16 protein-coding genes are annotated in these 18308 nt (G+C 46.0%); 14 read left to right on the top strand and 2 right to left on the bottom strand.

Annotation, left to right across the window (positions count from 1 at the left end):
* Nucleotides 1-84 precede the first annotated feature (84 nt).
* The 12 genes from BCU75_RS12275 to BCU75_RS12330 all read left to right on the top strand — a co-directional run bounded on the left by BCU75_RS12275 (nucleotide 85) and on the right by BCU75_RS12330 (nucleotide 12094).
* Nucleotides 85-447 carry a 3-hydroxyacyl-ACP dehydratase gene (locus BCU75_RS12275; RefSeq protein ID WP_102311799.1) on the top strand — a complete coding sequence of 121 codons (363 nt, stop codon included), beginning with the start codon at nucleotides 85-87 and terminating at the stop codon, nucleotides 445-447.
* A complete protein-coding gene (locus BCU75_RS12280; protein ID WP_102474015.1) occupies nucleotides 440-2239 on the top strand; it encodes a glycosyltransferase family 2 protein in 1800 nt (599 codons plus the stop codon). Before BCU75_RS12275 ends, BCU75_RS12280 begins: the two co-directional genes overlap by 8 nt.
* A complete protein-coding gene (locus BCU75_RS12285) occupies nucleotides 2217-3764 on the top strand; it encodes an HAL/PAL/TAL family ammonia-lyase (RefSeq protein ID WP_102474016.1) in 1548 nt (515 codons plus the stop codon). The genes BCU75_RS12280 and BCU75_RS12285 overlap by 23 nt, the downstream gene beginning before the upstream one ends.
* Nucleotides 3765-3837: 73 nt before the next feature.
* Complete coding sequence (locus tag BCU75_RS12290; protein ID WP_102474017.1) at nucleotides 3838-4368, top strand: acyl-CoA thioesterase; 531 nt, start codon at nucleotides 3838-3840, stop codon at nucleotides 4366-4368.
* Nucleotides 4355-5053 carry a LolA family protein gene (locus BCU75_RS12295; RefSeq protein ID WP_102474018.1) on the top strand — a complete coding sequence of 233 codons (699 nt, stop codon included), beginning with the start codon at nucleotides 4355-4357 and terminating at the stop codon, nucleotides 5051-5053. Before BCU75_RS12290 ends, BCU75_RS12295 begins: the two co-directional genes overlap by 14 nt.
* A complete protein-coding gene (locus tag BCU75_RS12300; RefSeq protein ID WP_102474019.1) occupies nucleotides 5025-7397 on the top strand; it encodes an MMPL family transporter in 2373 nt (790 codons plus the stop codon). The genes BCU75_RS12295 and BCU75_RS12300 overlap by 29 nt, the downstream gene beginning before the upstream one ends.
* Nucleotides 7394-8017 (top strand): DUF3261 domain-containing protein, encoded by a 624-nt coding sequence (locus tag BCU75_RS12305; RefSeq protein WP_102474020.1) that lies wholly within the window; start codon nucleotides 7394-7396, stop codon nucleotides 8015-8017. Before BCU75_RS12300 ends, BCU75_RS12305 begins: the two co-directional genes overlap by 4 nt.
* A gap of 5 nt (nucleotides 8018-8022) precedes the next feature.
* Nucleotides 8023-9222, top strand: a complete 1200-nt coding sequence (locus BCU75_RS12310) for a beta-ketoacyl-[acyl-carrier-protein] synthase family protein (protein WP_102474021.1) — start codon at nucleotides 8023-8025, stop codon at nucleotides 9220-9222.
* The gene (locus BCU75_RS12315) at nucleotides 9215-9679 is read left to right on the top strand and encodes a hotdog family protein (protein WP_102474022.1); all 465 of its coding nucleotides are present in this window, start codon (nucleotides 9215-9217) and stop codon (nucleotides 9677-9679) included. The genes BCU75_RS12310 and BCU75_RS12315 overlap by 8 nt, the downstream gene beginning before the upstream one ends.
* Nucleotides 9676-10401, top strand: a complete 726-nt coding sequence (locus tag BCU75_RS12320; RefSeq protein WP_017076634.1) for a 3-ketoacyl-ACP reductase FabG2 — start codon at nucleotides 9676-9678, stop codon at nucleotides 10399-10401. The genes BCU75_RS12315 and BCU75_RS12320 overlap by 4 nt, the downstream gene beginning before the upstream one ends.
* Complete coding sequence (locus BCU75_RS12325; RefSeq protein WP_017076635.1) at nucleotides 10398-11621, top strand: beta-ketoacyl-ACP synthase; 1224 nt, start codon at nucleotides 10398-10400, stop codon at nucleotides 11619-11621. The genes BCU75_RS12320 and BCU75_RS12325 overlap by 4 nt, the downstream gene beginning before the upstream one ends.
* 8 nt (nucleotides 11622-11629) lie before the next feature.
* Entirely contained in the window at nucleotides 11630-12094 is a 465-nt protein-coding gene (locus BCU75_RS12330) for an Sbal_3080 family lipoprotein (protein ID WP_102474023.1), read from the top strand.
* A 133-nt stretch (nucleotides 12095-12227) separates the two neighbouring features.
* Here BCU75_RS12330 and gltX read toward each other — a convergent pair whose 3' ends face one another.
* On the bottom strand, nucleotides 12228-13655 hold the full coding sequence (gltX, locus tag BCU75_RS12335; protein ID WP_102474024.1) for a glutamate--tRNA ligase: 1428 nt from the start codon (nucleotides 13653-13655) through the stop codon (nucleotides 12228-12230).
* A 300-nt stretch (nucleotides 13656-13955) separates the two neighbouring features.
* On the opposite strand from gltX, the gene BCU75_RS12340 reads away from it, so the two are divergent.
* A complete protein-coding gene (locus BCU75_RS12340; RefSeq protein ID WP_102474025.1) occupies nucleotides 13956-16787 on the top strand; it encodes a heavy metal translocating P-type ATPase in 2832 nt (943 codons plus the stop codon).
* Nucleotides 16777-17217 (top strand): DUF411 domain-containing protein, encoded by a 441-nt coding sequence (locus BCU75_RS12345; protein WP_102474026.1) that lies wholly within the window; start codon nucleotides 16777-16779, stop codon nucleotides 17215-17217. Before BCU75_RS12340 ends, BCU75_RS12345 begins: the two co-directional genes overlap by 11 nt.
* A gap of 241 nt (nucleotides 17218-17458) precedes the next feature.
* Here BCU75_RS12345 and BCU75_RS12350 read toward each other — a convergent pair whose 3' ends face one another.
* Entirely contained in the window at nucleotides 17459-18151 is a 693-nt protein-coding gene (locus BCU75_RS12350) for an oligogalacturonate-specific porin KdgM family protein (RefSeq protein WP_017076640.1), read from the bottom strand.
* Nucleotides 18152-18308: the final 157 nt, after the last annotated feature.

Genomic DNA, 18308 nt, shown 5'->3' on the forward strand with positions numbered 1-18308 from the left:
GCTGATCGTATTTTACACTGAGGTTATCTTTTTATATTTTTGTCACAACACCCATTTTCAGCCCAAGGATTCTAAGCACACGCTATGGATAAGAGAAAACCAAACGTCATTGCTGTTGACACTGCAGAGAAAGAATCGACCCTGACACTCCATATTACTGGAGACATCACCGATTTTAAGGGGCACTTCAAGAGCTTTCCTATTCTTCCTGGTGTTACACAGATTGATTGGGCACTTCACTACGCAGTCCAAGAACTGAGTGTCCCTGGTTTTTTTAAAGGCATGGAAGTCATCAAATTCCAAGAACCGATCCTGCCAGACTCGACCATACAGTTGTCACTCAAGTGGGACGCTGACAAAGACAAACTTAGCTTTAGTTACACCTCAAACAACGGCGAACAGATTCACTCTTCAGGCAAAATGAAGCTGGGAGAGAAAAGTGAATAGCGCTGAGGCTGTTTCTCAACACGCACTTGAAGAAAGCAACTACAAGGCTTGCTTCCTAATTCCGTGCTTTAACCACGGTGCAACCATGCCAACTGTGGTCTCATCACTTCTTAATTTCAAACTTCCTATCATTATTGTTGATGATGGCAGTGAACTCGCGACCAAACAGTTTCTGACTCCACTTGCCGATAGCCCAAGCGTGACTTTGGTAACACTTGATCACAACCAAGGCAAAGGCGGCGCGGTAAAAGCGGGCATTAAGCGAGCGCAAGAGCTCGGCTTTAGTCATGCCATTCAGATTGATGCTGATGGGCAGCATGACCTAGACGCCCTACCCGCATTAATCCAAGCTTCACAAACTAAGCCCCTGCACCTTATCTCTGGTCAGCCTGTCTATGATGAGAGCGTGCCTAAGGCAAGGCTCTACGGACGCTACGCGACACATATCTGGGTATGGATAGAAACCCTATCTCTCTCGATTAAAGACAGCATGTGTGGCTTTAGAGCGTATCCAATCGATAAGACGCAAACCGTACTGAATAAATACGATGTCGGTTCGAGAATGGACTTTGATATCGAGATTCTGGTTCGCCTGTATTGGGAAGGCTGCGATATCGACTTCGTTGAAACGCGTGTTATCTACCCAGAAAATGGTATCTCTCATTTCGATGCACTGTGGGACAACGTAAAAATCAGTTGGATGCACACAAGACTGTTCTTCGGCATGCTGCCAAGAGCACCAAAACTGATCGCTCGTCATTTCAAATCCGATTCTGTTAAAAGTGGGCAAAACCAAGATTCCTTGGCTGAACCACACAAGAACGAGTCAGAACAACCCCATTGGTCTCGCACTCAAGAGCGCGGCACAGTATTAGGCATCAAACTGTTATTGGCCGTTTACACCCTGTTAGGCCGAGGCGTATTTAATCTTATTTTGCGCGGTGTGATGCGTTACTACCATCTAACGGGTAAGCGTGCGCGAAACGCCTCAGAACAGTACCTATTTCAGCTTAAGGCATACGCTGAGCAACAGAATATTGAGTTACCAGCTGAATTAACCAGTTATAACCATCTTCTTTCGTTTGGTCATACGATGCTAGATAAGTTAGCGGCATGGAAAGGCGATTTCTCGGTAGATAACCTGACGATTCATGGCCAAGACCAATTCGAAAGCATGGTGGAAAACCAACAAGGTGTGCTGATTCTAGGGTCTCACCTTGGCAATATCGAACTGTGCCGCGCTTTAGGTCGCAGACACTCGAACATCAAAATCAATGCGCTGGTATTCACAGAGCACGCTGAACGTTTTAATTCAGTGATGAAAGCGGTCAACCCGCTGTCTGATTTAAACCTGATTCAAGTAACTTCAATGGGGCCAGACACCGCCATCTTGTTGCAACAGAAGCTGGAGCAAGGCGAATGGATTGTGATTGTTGGTGATAGAACTTCCACCAGCAAAGAGAGCCGTTCAGTATGGGCTGAGTTCTTGGGTAAGGAAGCCCCCTTCCCTCAAGGGCCATTTATGTTAGCCTCGATTCTCAAAGCGCCAGTATTCCTATTATTTGGGCTACGTGACGACTCACAATCTAAGCCGCACTTTAATGTCTATTTCGAGCATTTTAGCGACAAGATCGAGCTGCCAAGAAAGACTCGCGAACAATCTTTACAGCAAGTCGTGCAAAAATACGCAAATCGACTTGAGCACTACACACTGAAAGCACCGCTTCAGTGGTACAACTTTTTTAATTTTTGGACATTGAGCAAGCACCATGACGAAAAAGAATCCAAATAGCATCACCTTTGGTGCCGAACGCCTCACGATTGAGGATGTTGTCGCGATCTCACAAGGCGCAAAAGCCTCGATGAACTCAAGTGAAGCGTTCACGTCGAAAATCGACCGTGGTGTCGCTTTCTTAGAACGTCTGTTGAAAGAAGAAGGCGTGATTTATGGTGTGACAACCGGTTACGGCGACTCATGTACCGTTGCAATTCCGCCAAACCTAGTTGACGAGCTACCACTGCATTTAACACGTTTTCACGGCTGTGGTTTAGGCGAAATACTGTCTCACGAACAATCTCGTGCAGTATTAGCAACGCGCCTGTGTTCTCTGTCACAAGGTGTCTCTGGTGTGACTCATGATTTGCTCAACCAGATCGTTACTCTGATCAACCAAGATATCTCACCGCGTATTCCTCAAGAAGGTTCGGTTGGTGCCAGTGGTGATTTAACACCGCTGTCTTATCTGGCGGCCACACTGATTGGTGAGCGCGATGTTATCTACAAAGGCGAAGTTCGCCCTACTAGTGACGTTTACAAAGAGCTAGGGCTTAACCCTATCAAGCTTAAGCCAAAAGAAGGCTTAGCATTGATGAATGGTACATCAGTAATGACGGCTCTGGCTTGTATCGCCTACAAACGTGCGGAATACCTAGCTCAGCTGTCGACTAAGATCACTGCAATGGTGTCTGTGGGTATGCAAGGTAATGACTTCCACTTCGATGAAGCACTTTTCGCAGTGAAACCTCACCCGGGCCAACAGCAAATTGCAGCGTGGTTACGTGATGACCTACAAGCGGATCGCCCACCTCGCAACAGTGACCGCTTGCAAGATCGTTACTCTCTGCGTTGTGCACCGCACGTTATCGGTGTCGTTCAAGACTCTCTGCCTTGGCTTCGCCAGATGATCGAGAACGAACTAAACAGTGCCAACGACAACCCGATTATCGATGGTGATAATGAGCGCGTACTGCATGGTGGACACTTCTATGGTGGTCATATCGCAATGGCAATGGATACACTAAAAACAGCGGTAGCCAACCTTGCAGACCTACTTGATCGACAAATGGCACAGTTGATGGATTACAAGTTCAACAACGGCTTGCCATTTAACCTAACGGGCGCTGAAGGCGAACGTAAACCAATCAACCACGGTTTTAAAGCGGTACAGATTGGCGTTTCAGCTTGGACAGCAGAAGCATTGAAACACACCATGCCAGCAAGCGTGTTCTCTCGTTCAACCGAGTGTCACAACCAAGATAAAGTCAGCATGGGGACCATTGCGGCTCGTGACTGCTTACGCGTTCTTGAACTGACTGAACAAGTAGCGGCAGCATCACTTCTCGCGGGTACACAAGCGCTTGAACTTCGTAAGCGCCACAATGAGCTTGATGAGCACCACATGAGTGAAAACCTAAAGCACATTCGCGACGAAGTACTCAAAGAGTTTGAGTTTATTGTTGAAGATCGACCGCTTGAAGGCGATCTACGTCACTTCATTGCTCGTATTCAAAGTCAGCACTGGTCACTTTACTCATAGAGTAGCTAACCTCATAAAGTGGTTAACTTCATAAAGTAGCCAACCCTTTACGCAATATTGTTGAGAGCGATTTATGTCTAAAATCCTTCATCCATTACAATCTGAGGTGACACTTATCACCTCATTCCAAGATGCCGACCCAATGGGCGTGATCTATCACGGCAACTACTTCCGATTTTTTGAAGAAGTTAGGCGCATCATGATGGATAAGATTGAGTACAACTACCATGAGATGAAGGATTCTGGCTACATGTGGCCGATCATCGACACGCGCGTAAAGTACATCAAAGCGATACCATTTAATCATCAGATCAAGGTATTCGCTAAGTTAACTGAATGGGAAAACCGCTTGCGTGTTGACTACGAAATTCACGATGCCAACACAGGTGCTCGTATGACTCGCGCTCACACAATGCAGGTTGCGGTGACCATTGAAGAGCAAGAGATGTGTTTTGCTTCGCCGAAAGTGTTTATCGATAAAGTCGAACACTGGCACCAATTTGGCTCCTTACCCCAATCAACTGAGCAGCAATCAAGCGACCACCAATCAGAGCAACCTCAAGTATCTAACACACAGCAGAAGGTGAAACATGAGTCTGTTTAAGCGCGGGCGTAAACAAATCAGCATCGCACTACTAGGGCTTGCTTCAATGATGGCGAGTAGCTTTGTTATTGCTAATGAAAGTACAGCTCCGGTTGGCTCTATTTCAGATCTGCAAACAGTATTAAGCGCAAACAACATAGTGCGTGGTGAGTTCACTCAAACACGTAATATGGAAATGTTCGCTCAACCTTTAACATCACAAGGTACGTTCCTGTTAGACAAGTCGAATGGTTTGCTTTGGAAACAAGCTACCCCCTTTCCTGTGAGCTTGGTGCTTACGGATAACAAACTGAGCCAAAGGTTTGCCGATCAACCCGCTAAGATCATTACCGACAAAGAAAACCCGATGGCGTTTTATTTCAGCCATATCTTCTTGTCGGTGTTCCACGGGGATACGCAAAAACTTCAAGAACAGTTCTCACTTGATTTTGAGTCTGCGACCGCTACAAACACTGATGAAAGTGCAAACGCAAGTTCAGATGACACACGATGGATACTCACTCTAAAGCCGAAAAGTGCGCCGATGAACGCGGTGTTTGAAGCCATTACGCTGCAAGGTAAAAATGATATTGAACGTATTGAGTTGAGAGAGATTCGTGGAGACAGCACGGTGATCGAATTTAGCCAATTAAACCATCGACCGGAAGTATTATCAGATGCTGAAGCGCAACAATTCCAATTCTAGCCTAGCCCTTGCTTGGCTTGTTGTCGTCATGCTATTTAGCGGATTGTTGATCAAACAATTCGCTTTTTCTTCGTCGGTACCTATTGAAAGCAACATCATGAAATTGCTGCCAGAAAACCAGCAAGATCCCATGGTCGAGCAAGCCTTTCAGCAGATATCCAGCTCGATGAGTGAACAAGTGGTGTTTATCATCAGCGCCCCCGACATCGACCAAGCCATGATTGCGACCGACGCTTTTGAAAAAAAACTCAACCAAAGAGCCTTCTCAAGTCAGCATGTTCTATTTAAGCAAGTTCAAGGCAGAATCAACGCCAACACTCAAAGCCAGTGGAGTGATTTCTATTTTCGTCACCGAGCTCAACTTCTGACCCAGCAACAAAAAGAGACGCTGACCCACTCGCCGGATTCGCGAGCTCAGTATGTCATTCAGTCTCTGTACAATCCGTTTTCAGGCGTCACTGCAGCCGAACTGTCGATGGATCCATTTTTACTGTTTCGCGACTACATCAGTGCTGTTGGCGTTCAATCAAGCAACTTTGTTCTAAAAGAGGGATACCTCACCGCTCAATCTAATGAACAAACTCATATTTTGGTGACGGCGACTCTGGCAGGTTCACCTTATAGTTTAGCGATTCAAGAGCAGCTTCCAGATCTTGATTCAATTGAGCGCCAGATCGAAAAGCAGTTTGGTGTCAAAGTGCAACATACCGGTGTGGTGTTCTACGCCAATTACGGAACCGAAAGCGCGAAATCAGAAATCAGTACCATTGGTTTGGGCTCACTGGCAGGTGTTATTTTATTGGTGTGGCTGACATTTCGTAGCGCCCTACCACTTGCTTTATCACTACTTTCAATCAGTACTGGATTATTGGTTGCGCTGGCAAGCACCGTCGCTATCTTCGGCAAGGTTCACCTGTTTAGTTTGGTGTTCGGTGCCAGCTTAATTGGCGTATCCATCGACTACTCTTTTCATTACCTAACCGATCGTTTGGCGGCTGGTAATCAATGGCAAAGTGACAAAGGGTTAAAACATATTCTCGTTGCGATCACCCTGGGTCTGCTCACCAGCTTGATTGGCTACCTAGGTCTGTTGGTGGCGCCTTTCCCAGGGTTACAGCAACTTGCTCTTTTTTCGTCGATTGGACTGATCGCAGCTTACGCCAGTGTGGTGTGTTGGTATCCGGTTTTAGCGGCAAAACCAAGCCAAGAACGCCCTCTTCCCTTATCGAAGCTTTGGCATACTTGGTTAAGCCTCTGGAGCAACCAAAAATTTAGAATTGGCTTACCATTAATAGTGACTGTCGTTAGCTTGATGTCACTCAGCCAAATTCGCTACGACGACGATATTCGTCAACTTCAAGCGATGCCTAATCAACTCAAACAGCAAGAACAAGCCATTACTGAGATATCAGGATTAGGCAGTGGTCAAAATATGCTTTTGGTGACTGCCAAGAGCGACCAAAAGCTACTCAAAAAACTGGCAGAAATCACCACAAGCTTAGATTCTTTGGTCGATAGCCAAGGTATCTCCGGATATCGCAGCATCAATCAACAATTGTTAAGCAAACAACAACAGCATGATAACTATCAATTGGTTGAACAACTCTATAGCCAGCAAAGCCATATCTTACAGAACACTCTTGGTTGGCCTAGCTTTCCAGAGCTACCTAAGTTCGAGGCAATCACGGTATCTGGATTTTTAGAATCACCAGTGTCAGAACCTGTTCGACCACTTTGGTTAAAGCCGATCGATGGACAAGCGGCGTCGGTCATTTTGATCAAAGACGTCACAGATTCAGAACTGTTTTCTCAATGGCTCGATTCAAGCTTTGCTCAGCAGCAAGGTGTTAAATACCTCAATAAAGCCGATGAAATCTCCGCTCTCTTTGCGGAATACAGAGTCAAGATCACCGAGCTATTATTGATTGCTTTGGCCGCTATTGGGATGGTGTTAGGTTGGCGCTACGGTGTGAAGCAAAGCCTGTTAATGCTGTTGCCTTCATTAATTGCCGGAGTCGCTGGTTTAGCGGTCACGGGCATTTTAGGCTCAACGTTGAACCTGTTTAATCTGCTAGGCTTGATTCTGATTTTAGGGATTGGTATCGACTATACCCTGTTCTTTGCTGAACAGAAGAAATCACTAAGCACCTTATTAGCGATTACTTTGTCAGGCCTCACGACGCTACTCTCATTTGGCTTATTGTCACTGAGTCAGACTCATGCCATTCATAGCTTCGGTGTTACCGTCCTGACTGGTATTTTCGTCGCGTGGTTGCTTTCGCCACTTGCAATCAACAACCAACAAGCAGCGGAAAAATCAAACTCTCGAGAGGCTTTTAGATGAACAAAACAATCAAGGTAGTGCTCGCCGTTGGATTGGGCTTACTACTCAGCGCTTGTTCGATGGTGTCTCAACAGCCTACAGGCGCAAGTGTCACAATCGACAAAGACACCGAGCTAGCCTTGCCGCTGCCTGCTGAACTGGGGTACTCATTTACGGCGAGCCAGCTGATCAGCGCAACATGGCAAGACGATACGCAGCAACTGCCTGTTCAAGTCGAAGTCACACCAGATAAAATCGTGTTAGCGGGTTTTTCCTCTTGGGGTACGCGCATCTTATCGCTGCAATATCAAAATCAAGTGATTGATACGCAGATTTTATCTGGGCTTGGCGAAACTTTGCCACAACCTGAACAAGTGCTATTTAATTTAATGCTGACCCTATGGCCAACTGAAGCCTGGACTCAGCCTTTGCAAAACATAAGTTGGCATCTAGTCGATACTGACAATACAAGAACCGTATTTGACGACGACCAACAAGCTATTATTCGTATCGAGTATCAAGCAAAAGCTAATGAACCGAAGCTGTCTGGAGACATTGTTTTCAAGCATTTGATACAAGGCTACACCATCACCATACAAACGTTGAATTCAACGATTGTCGATAACCCAAGTAAGAGCTGAACACTATGCCTATTTACATCCAAGATTGTGGTTTCCACTCGGCGCTAGGCTCAAACGTTGCTGACATTCATAGCTGCCTAAAAGATGTACGCGAGTCAAATATGGTTGAAGTGAGCGATATGCTGAACGATGGCAAGTCGACTGTCGTTGGTAAGGTAGTTGGAGAACTGCCTGAAATTCCTCAGTACCTTGCTGAATACGCTACTCGCAATAATCAGTTAGCTTTATCAGCTCTTGATCAAATCAAAGATTCTATCGACCAAGCAAAGTTACAATTTGGCGCAGATAGAATTGCTGTGGTTATCGGCACAAGCACCTCGGGGATTTCTGATGGTGAAGCGGCTTTTAAGCACAAACTTGACCATGGTTCTTTCCCCGAAGATTACCGTTATTCCAAACAAGAGCTTGGCAATACTTCTGAGTTCGTCAGCCAATACTGCGCGATAATGGGGCCAAGTTATGCAATCTCGACGGCTTGCTCGTCCAGTGGCCGTGTATTTCTCACCGCTCAACGACTGTTAGATTCCGGCATGGCCGATGCTGTTTTGGTTGGAGGTGTCGATACCTTATGTAAGCTTACACTCAATGGTTTCCATGGCCTTGAAGCACTTTCAACCAAACATTGTAAGCCGTTTAGCGCCTCCCGAGATGGTATCAACATCGGAGAGGCTGCCTCATTTATGTTGCTCTGCAAAACAAAGTTAACCGGTGTTAATACAACGCAAGACACGTCGAACATTGCCTTATTAGGCTGTGGCGATAGCTCTGACGCACACCATATTTCAGCGCCCCATCCAGATGGAAACGGCGCCGAACAAGCCATGAGAAAGGCGTTAAAGTCTGCACAGTTACAAGCTGAAGACATCGGTTACATCAATGCTCATGGCACCGCAACGCCGCTCAATGACTCAATGGAAAGCAAAGCCATTCATCGTATTTTTGCAAACAAGGTTCCCGTTAGTTCCACCAAGCCGCTCACCGGGCATACTCTTGGAGCCGCAAGTGCGATAGAAGCAGCAATAGCATGGCATATTTTAAAATATGACTTACCGCTTCCCTTACAAAAATGTCAGGATAAAGCTGAGGATATTGAGATTGATTTGGTAAACTGTGCCCAGAAACTTAAAGTAAAGAACATCTTAAGCAACTCATTTGCTTTTGGTGGCAACAACATTAGCCTGATTTTTGGTGTAGTAAATGACTGATATCCCTTCTGTAGACCAACTCCTCCCACATGATGCCCCGATGATATTAATCGATCGTACTATCAGCGTAGAGGTGTTATCGATTCACTGTCAGATCGATATTGGTGCTCATAACCTGTTCTTTAATGCCGAATCTCAAACCGTACCCGCTTATGTTGGTATCGAGTTTATGGCGCAATCTGTTGCTGCGTGGTCTGGATACCACGCATTAAAAAACGACACTATTCCCCCGATCGGCTTCTTGCTGGGTTCTCGCCGTTACAAGTCACTGTGTGATGAGTTTACTCAAGGTCAGACCCTTGATATCTACGCCGAGCAACTGATGGAAGACAGTGGCATGGCCGTGTTTACCGCCAGAGTCGAAGACCAAGGCGAATTGGTGGCTCAATGCCAACTTAATGTCTATGTGCCGACCGAACAAAAATTACAAGAAATGAAAACTAGGAGCCCATCATGACCCGTCAGGTTTTAGTCACTGGTGCCAGTAAAGGCATTGGTAAAGCGATCGCTATTCAACTCGCAAAAGACGGATTTGAAATCGCCGTTCATTACATGGGTGACAAGCAAGGTGCCGAAGATACCTTAAAGTCGATCACTGAATTGGGTGGCGCAGGACGTCTGATCCAATTCGATATCAGCAATCGCAGTGAATGCCGTGAAACGCTTGAATCAGATATAGCTGAACATGGCGCTTACTATGGTGTAGTAAACAACGCGGGCATTACTCGTGATACGGCCTTCCCTGCCATGACGGAAGAAGAGTGGGATGGCGTGATCCATACCAACCTCGACAGCTTCTACAACGTACTTCACCCGTGCGTGATGCCTATGGTTCAAAAGCGTAAAGGCGGTCGCATCGTCACTCTGGCGTCTGTGTCAGGCATCATGGGTAACCGTGGCCAAACTAACTATGCCGCAGCAAAAGCGGGCGTAATTGGCGCAACTAAGTCTCTTGCTCTTGAGCTCGCAAAACGCAAGATCACGGTAAACTGTGTTGCTCCAGGATTAATCGATACCGGTATGGTTGATGAGCACGTGAAAGAGCACGCTCTACCTCAAGTTCCACTGCGCCGCATGGGCGAGCCAGAAGAAGTGGCTGGCCTAGTCAGCTACCTAATGTCTGATATTGCAGGCTACGTCACTCGCCAAGTAATTTCAGTCAATGGAGGCTTAGTATGACCCACCGCGTTGTTGTAACTGGCATGTCTGGTGTTACTGCCTTTGGTAATGATTGGCAGCACATCGAGCCAAAACTGAAAGCGTGTGAAAATGCCACTCAGTATATGCCAAGTTTTGAGCAATACGATGGCCTCAATACTAAGCTAGCTGCGCCTATTGATGACTTCCAGTTACCAAAACACTACAAACGTAAACAGGTTCGAGGCATGGGTCGGGTTTCTCGCTTAGCCACTGTCGCGACTGAAGATGCTTTAACACAAGCCGGGTTGATTGGACATGATGTTCTAACTAACGGAGAAACGGGCATTGCCTACGGGTCTTCAACCGGCAGTACTGATGCCGTAGGTGCGTTTGGTGTGATGCTTAACGAGAAATCGACACGAGCAATCACAGCAACTACCTATGTTCAAATGATGCCACACACTGCTGCGGTCAACGTTGGACTGTTCTTTGGCTTGCGCGGACGCGTGATTCCCACCAGTAGTGCCTGCACTTCAGGGAGCCAAGCGATTGGTTACGCTTATGAAGCGATCAAACACGGCTACCAAACCGTGATGGTTGCTGGTGGTGGTGAAGAACTATGTCCAACTGAGTCTGCCGTTTTCGATACCCTTTTTGCTACCAGTTTAAAAAACGACACACCAGAAAAATCCCCTAGCCCTTACGACAGTGAGCGCGATGGTCTAGTCATCGGTGAAGGCGCTGGTACGCTTGTGCTCGAAGAGTATGAACATGCCGTCGCTCGCGGCGCAAAGATCTACGCTGAGATTGTCGGCTTTGCCAGCAACTGCGATGCAGCTCATGTGACCCAACCTCAAATGGAAACCATGCAAGTTTGTATGGAGAAAGCACTCAAAGACGCGCAGCTTCCGGCTGAAAAGATTGGTTATGTCTCTGCTCACGGTACCGCAACTGAAAAAGGCGATATTGCAGAAAGTAATGCTACAGCGAACATTTTCGGAGAAGTGCCAATCAGTTCATTGAAAAGCTACTTTGGTCATACACTTGGTGCATGCGGTGCGATTGAAGCTTGGTTAAGCCTCGAAATGATGCATTCAGGTTGGTTCAGCCCAACATTGAACCTTGAGAACATCGACGAACGCTGCGGCAAGCTTGATTACATCACAGGCTCAGGTCGTGAATTAGATGTTGAATACCTGATGAGCAATAACTTTGCCTTTGGCGGGATCAACACTTCTATCATCTTCAAAAAAATCTAGGATAGATAATGAAAAACTGGCTAGCTCTTGCTGTTGTCTTTTTACTCGCAGGTTGCAGTGCTCCGAAGTATTCGGGCAATGCACTTCCTGAAGCAAACAACATCGAAAATATCACGATCGTTGAAGACGTGAAAACTCGGTCTGTTTTCCTTGATTCAATGCTCGACTGGTGCCTGAATAATCAAGTTAAATGCAAAGTCGTTGCAGATGGTTCTGAGCATAACCCTGAAGACGTCACGCTTGATTATGTGTCACGTTGGAGTTGGGATTTCAGAACATTTGTCGCAGACGCTAAGATCTCAGCTTATCAAGATCAACAACGCATAGGCAACGTTGAGTTTAAAGCACCGAATAGCGGAAATTTATCAAAGTTTGGTGACGATATGGAACGCATCAAAGCGATGATGGATGTCTTGTTCGATAAGAAAACAGCGGCTCAAGCGACCCAACTGATTGCTGACGACAAGCTATAACGAATCCAGTTCTGTTCGACAAAGTTCTAATCGGTATAGCTCTCAGCGACAAAGCTCAAGACAAAGCTCAAGACAAATAAAAAGGGTCAGTAACCAAGTTACTGACCCTTTTTTGAATCTAGCAATCGTTCAATTAAGCGTTAGCTTCACGCTCAGCGATGAACTCAAGAGCCATCTTGATACGAGCGATTACGCGCTCTTTACCAATAAGCTCCATCACTGCATCAACAGAAGGAGACTGACCGCCACCTGTTACTGCTACGCGAAGTGGCATACCGATTTTACCCATGCCGATCTCTAGCTCTTCACATACAGCTGCAATCACACCGTCTTTGATGTTTGCTGTTGTGAACTCTTCAAGCGCTTCAACCTTAGCAAGAGCAAGCTCTAATGGGCCTTTAGCAACACCACGTAGGTGCTTCTTCGCTGCGCCAGCTTCAAACTCAGAGAAATCTTCGTAGAAGTAACGAGATTGCTCAGCAAGTTCGATAAGCGTGTTACAACGCTCGCCAACTAGCGTGATCACTTCAGTGATCGCTGGGCCGTTTTTTGTATCGATCTTCTGTGCGTCTAGGTGCCATTGCAGGTATTTTGCAACGTACTCAGGCTCAGAAGTTTTGATGTAGTGGTTGTTCAACCAAAGTAGCTTTTCAGTATTGAATGCAGATGCAGACTTGCTGATTGCGTTCAGGCTGAAGAATTCAATCATCTCTTCTTGAGAGAAGATCTCTTGGTCACCGTGAGACCAGCCTAAACGAACTAGGTAGTTGTTTAGTGCATTTGGTAGATAACCCTCGTCGCGGTATTGCATTACAGATACAGCACCGTGACGCTTAGAAAGTTTCGCACCGTCATCACCAAGAATCATTGCACAGTGAGCGAAAGTTGGAACTGGCGCGCCTAGTGCTTCATAGATGTTGATTTGACGAGGTGTGTTGTTGATGTGGTCTTCACCACGAACAACGTGTGTAATACCCATATCCCAGTCATCCACTACAACAACGAAGTTGTATGTTGGTGCACCGTCTGTACGACGAATGATTAGGTCATCAAGTTGGCTGTTAGAGATTTCAATGCGACCACGGATTTGGTCATCAAAGACTACACTGCCTTCTTTAGGGTTACGGAAACGGATAACGCACGCATCACCTTCATTTGCTGCTTCGTTTGCTGCAACAATTTTAGGGTGGTTCGCATCGTAACGAGCCATTTCTTTGTTTTCTTCTTGCTCTGCACGAATCTCATCAAGCAGTTCTTTAGACGCGTAGCATTTGAATGCTTTGTCTTCAGCAAGTAGCTTATCAACCATTTCGTTGTAACGGTCAAAACGCTTAGATTGGTAGTAAGGACCTTCATCCCATTCCATACCCATCCATTGCATGCCTTCTAGAATTGCATCAACCGCTTCTTGAGAGTTACGCTCAAGGTCTGTGTCTTCGATACGTAGAACGAATTCACCACCTTGATTCTTAGCGAATAGCCAAGAGTAAAGTGCAGTACGTGCACCACCAACGTGAAGATAGCCAGTTGGGCTAGGAGCAAAACGAGTTTTAACCGTCATTTAAATACCTTGATTATGTAGGTGATTCTTTTAGTGATTGCCATTACAAAGCCTGCAACAGAAAAATATCACTAAATTTTGGGCGCTATTTTATCACCACCGCTTAAATCTACAATCAGTAGTGAATGATTAATGCGCGGATCTTGTGCGAAAGCGACTGTAGAAAGGCTAAATCCAGCTTCGATGTAGAAAATCTATAGCCTGAGCCAGTAAATTATAGCCATGCTTTTCTTCAACTCTCGCCTATCCCACAAACTTAACCCACCATTCATATGCTACTAAGATCAAATTCTTGAATTTATGTTTGACCTTACCCTTACGGTAAGGTTTATGTTAGGCGTAGATGAGAATTGGAGTATCGATATGAAGCATTACACCACCGCGCTCAACGGCCTAAATTGCATGGGTTGCGCGAAGAAAGTCCGCACATTGTTTGACGATCTCGATAATACGAAGATCAACGACATATCGCCGACATACATCGATATTTCGACTCCGTTTAATTACGTTCAACTCAGCGAACAGTTAGCGACGCTTGGTTATAGCATGGGCAATAAACTACATCTTTCGCTATCTGGTCTTAGCTGCGGTAAGTGCGTGAACAAGCTGACTCAAGCACTTCAGCAAACCGAGCAAACCTCAAACCTAGAAGTCAGCAAACATGAATTGTCGTTGATTACTCTGCTTTCAGAATCCGAGCTTATTACGCTGATCGAAAGCGTGGGTTATCACGCAGCTCCCTACTCTGAAGCTAATGAGCTTGCACCTTCAGATTCAGATTCAGATTCAGATTCAGATTCAGAAGATAAAAAACCAACGTCTGCAGAATCGACACAAGCTAAACCTGAAGCTAGCCAATATACCTATCACCTTGTTCTTGAGGGAATGATGTGTGCGAGTTGTGTTTCTTCGGTAGAGAAAGCGCTGAAAAAGAATGAGTTCGTCGACCAAGCTCAGATCAACCTCGCAGAACAGACAGCCTTGGTTTTCACCTCCAAAACACGTGACATCATCGAAAGCGCTCTAATAGAATCGGTGAAAACCGCAGGTTACGGCGCCGAGTTCGTTGATGACGCAGCAACTCAACAACAAAAACAGCAAGAACAACAACTTCGTACCCAAAAAGCTTTCCTAAAGAGTTCAGTAAGCGCGCTGCTTATCGGTGCTCCACTGATGGCGTGGGGTCTGTTCGGTGGCAGCATGACAATTGCTACACTTAACGACCAATTGGCTTGGGGATTGGTCGGAGTCGTCTGTTTAATACTGCTTGCGACCTCAGGACGCAGCTTCTTCACTAACGCTTGGCAATCACTGATGCACAAGCGTGCAACGATGGATACGTTAGTTGCTTTGGGCACTGGTGCTGCGTGGTTCTATTCAATGTTGGTTGTGCTAATTCCATCATGGTTCCCTGAAGCTTCACGTCATGTCTATTTTGAAGCCAGTGCGATGATCATTGGTTTGATTTCACTAGGACATTACATTGAAGCCAAAGCCAAAGCTCGCACCACTAAGTCTTTGCAGGCGCTGATTAGCTTACAGCCTCAAAAAGCCGTGGTTATCGTCGATGGCAAAGAGCAAACCATCGCTGTAGAAGCCATTCAAGTCGGTATGCAAGTTCGAGTGAAGCCAGGAGAAAAAGTCCCTGTCGATGGTGTCGTGGTATCTGGAGAATCTTATATCGATGAATCGATGCTGACTGGCGAACCGCTTCCCAACGTTAAAACAATTAATGATGGCGTTTCGGCGGGCACCATTAATGGTGATGGCAGTCTGATCATTGAAGCGACCGGGATCGGCTCAAGCACCATGCTGGCTCGAATCATTCAGATGGTTCGCCAAGCACAAAGCAGCAAGCCTGCGATTGCGAAGCTTGCTGACTCTATCTCTGCCGTTTTCGTTCCGGTTGTGGTTGCAATCGCTGCAGTTGCAGCCTTAGTTTGGTTTTTCTTTGGCCCACAACCAAGTGCGAGCTACATGTTGGTAGTATCAACCACTGTACTGATCATCGCCTGCCCATGCGCATTGGGCTTAGCGACACCACTCTCAATTACGGTTGGCGTTGGCAAAGCAGCAGAGTTTGGCGTTCTGATCAAAGATGCCGATGTACTGCAATCTGCAAGCAAAATCGATGCTGTCGTATTTGATAAAACCGGCACCCTAACTCAAGGTAAACCAACCGTTCAGCAGGCCTTTTATGGCGATTTATCAGAGCAAGAACTGCTGGCTTACGCCTATTCAGTAGAGGTAGGGTCAGAACACCCATTAGCGAAAGCCGTTTGCCAATATGCAGAGAGCTTACAAGTTTCAGCACTGCCCCATAGCGAGTTCGAAAGCCAACGAGGGCTTGGCGTACAAGCAATAATTAACGGCAAGAACGTGCAAGTAGGCTCACTTAAGTACCTCACTCAACTCGGTATTGAAACTGAAATTGGCGCGGACTTTATCGAACTTTGCCGCTCACAAGCATGGACACCAATTTTCGTCGCGATTGACCAAAAACTGGAAGGTATATTCGGAATTTCAGACGCGTTAAAAGTTGATAGCAAACAAGCCATTGCTCAACTAAAATCCGCAGGAATTCATACTGTGCTATTAACGGGCGACAACGATTCAGTTGCTCAAGCGATAGGTAAAAGCGTCGGTATCGACGAAGTGATTTCAGAGGTGCTTCCAGAGCAAAAAGCTCAATACATTGTTCAACTGCAACAGCAATATAAGAGTGTTGCCATGGTCGGAGACGGTATTAACGACGCGCCTGCACTTGCTCAAGCAGATATAGGAATCGCAATGGGCAGTGGCAGTGATGTAGCGATTGAAAGTGCGCAAATGACGCTACTCAACTCATCGCCATTATCAGTAAGCAATGCGATCGAGTTGTCCCAAGCTACCGTGAGAAACATGAAGCAGAACCTGTTTGGCGCCTTCATTTATAACTCGCTTGGTATTCCTATCGCAGCCGGTGTGCTCTACCCATTTTTCGGATTTCTGCTTAGTCCTGTCGTTGCAGGCGCTGCGATGGCGATGTCGTCAATCACAGTAGTAAGCAATGCCAACAGATTAAGACTGTTTAAACCCACACATTCTAATCTCAACAAAAACCATATTCATGAGGTTAACCATGATTCGTAAAATTATGACTCTTACAGCACTCGCTGCAATTTCAGGGCAAGCTCTCGCGACTGATGTTCTAAACCATAAGTCTCCATACTGTGGCTGTTGCACAGAATGGACAGAACATATGCGAGATGCTGGGTTCGATGTTACAGAGAAGCTCCACGATGATATGAATCCAATAAAGCAGCAGTTAGGAGTAACGCAAAAACTAACCTCTTGCCACACTGCAGAGATCGACGGTTACGTATTTGAAGGGCACATTCCAGCAGAGGACGTTAAAGCCTTTTTAGAAAACCCACCACGTAATGCGATTGGCTTGGCAGTTCCTGGCATGCCAATGGGCTCACCGGGCATGGAGCATGGCGATAAAAAAGACGAGTATTCTGTATATGCGTTTAACGAGAAAGGTCAGGTGTTTGAATACCGTCATTACAACGGGAAATAGAGCGTAAATAGATCTGCGAACAGCAATAAAAATAGAGCCTAGCATTAAGCAAACCCAAGACTGTGGTTTACTTGCTAGGCTCTTTGCTTTTGGACAGTAAAGCAAATCTTGTCGCGGTACCAACCGGGCTGTTAGTGCCGCTATATTTCTCCTCGCTAATTGGCTAATTGGCAAAAAGCTATTTAGCGAAGAAGCTCACTCGGCTAATAATCTAATAGACTAAGCAGCCAAGTGAATCGGCTTAGAAGCCGTAAGAGGCACCGAATACGAATGCGTTGTTCTGCTTAGAATCGCCGTTTGCGAAATCTACACCGTTAGCTTGGCTACGGAACTCAAAGTAAGGTTGAACACCTTGACGAGTCCATGTTGCACGTAACTCGTGGTCCATCGCTTCTGCATCAATCATGTATACGTTGTTGTAGCTAAGTGCTAGGTCAGCATTCACTGTGTAAGCAATGCGGTTATCCATGCGGTAGTCTGTGTCAGCATTAGCCGAAGTATCATCGATGTGTGCACGAGTACGGTTGCTAATAGAGATACCGTTATCGAAGTTGTAACCAATCTTAACTAGTGGGCGGAACTGAATGCTCTCACCTGCAGAGAATAGGTGTTGGTAACCAGCTGCAACCCATAATTTGTCAGTAATGTTGAAAGATTGCTCACCACCGACAGTGATACCAGGAGTAGTATTACCTGCACCGCCATTTTCAGATTCAAGTTTGCCCAGTTGGATGCCATCAAACTCAGAGTAAACCGTGAAGCCGCCTAGAGAGTTGTCAAACGTGTGACCAGCTTCTAATGTAGAAGTCATATCAGAACCGTGGATACGGCCGTCATCGTGAATTTGGATGTTACCTGTTACGTAAGAAGAACCAGCGAAAGCACTAGAAGCGAAAGCAAGAGAAAGAGCACTTAGAGCGATAATTTTTTTCATAGTAAACTGCCTTAGTTTGATTTTTTCAGCGGCATATCTTCGGTACATCATTCACCTTCACCGCTTGAGTAGTTGGTAGCCTCCCTGGCATGAAATCTATGTTGCTCGAATTAATTTGCGTTTCAAAATAAAAGGACAAGCAGAGTGATCTCTCTCA

The sequence above is a fragment of the Vibrio splendidus genome, assembly GCF_002873455.1.
Classification (GTDB): Bacteria; Pseudomonadota; Gammaproteobacteria; order Enterobacterales; family Vibrionaceae; genus Vibrio; species Vibrio splendidus_J.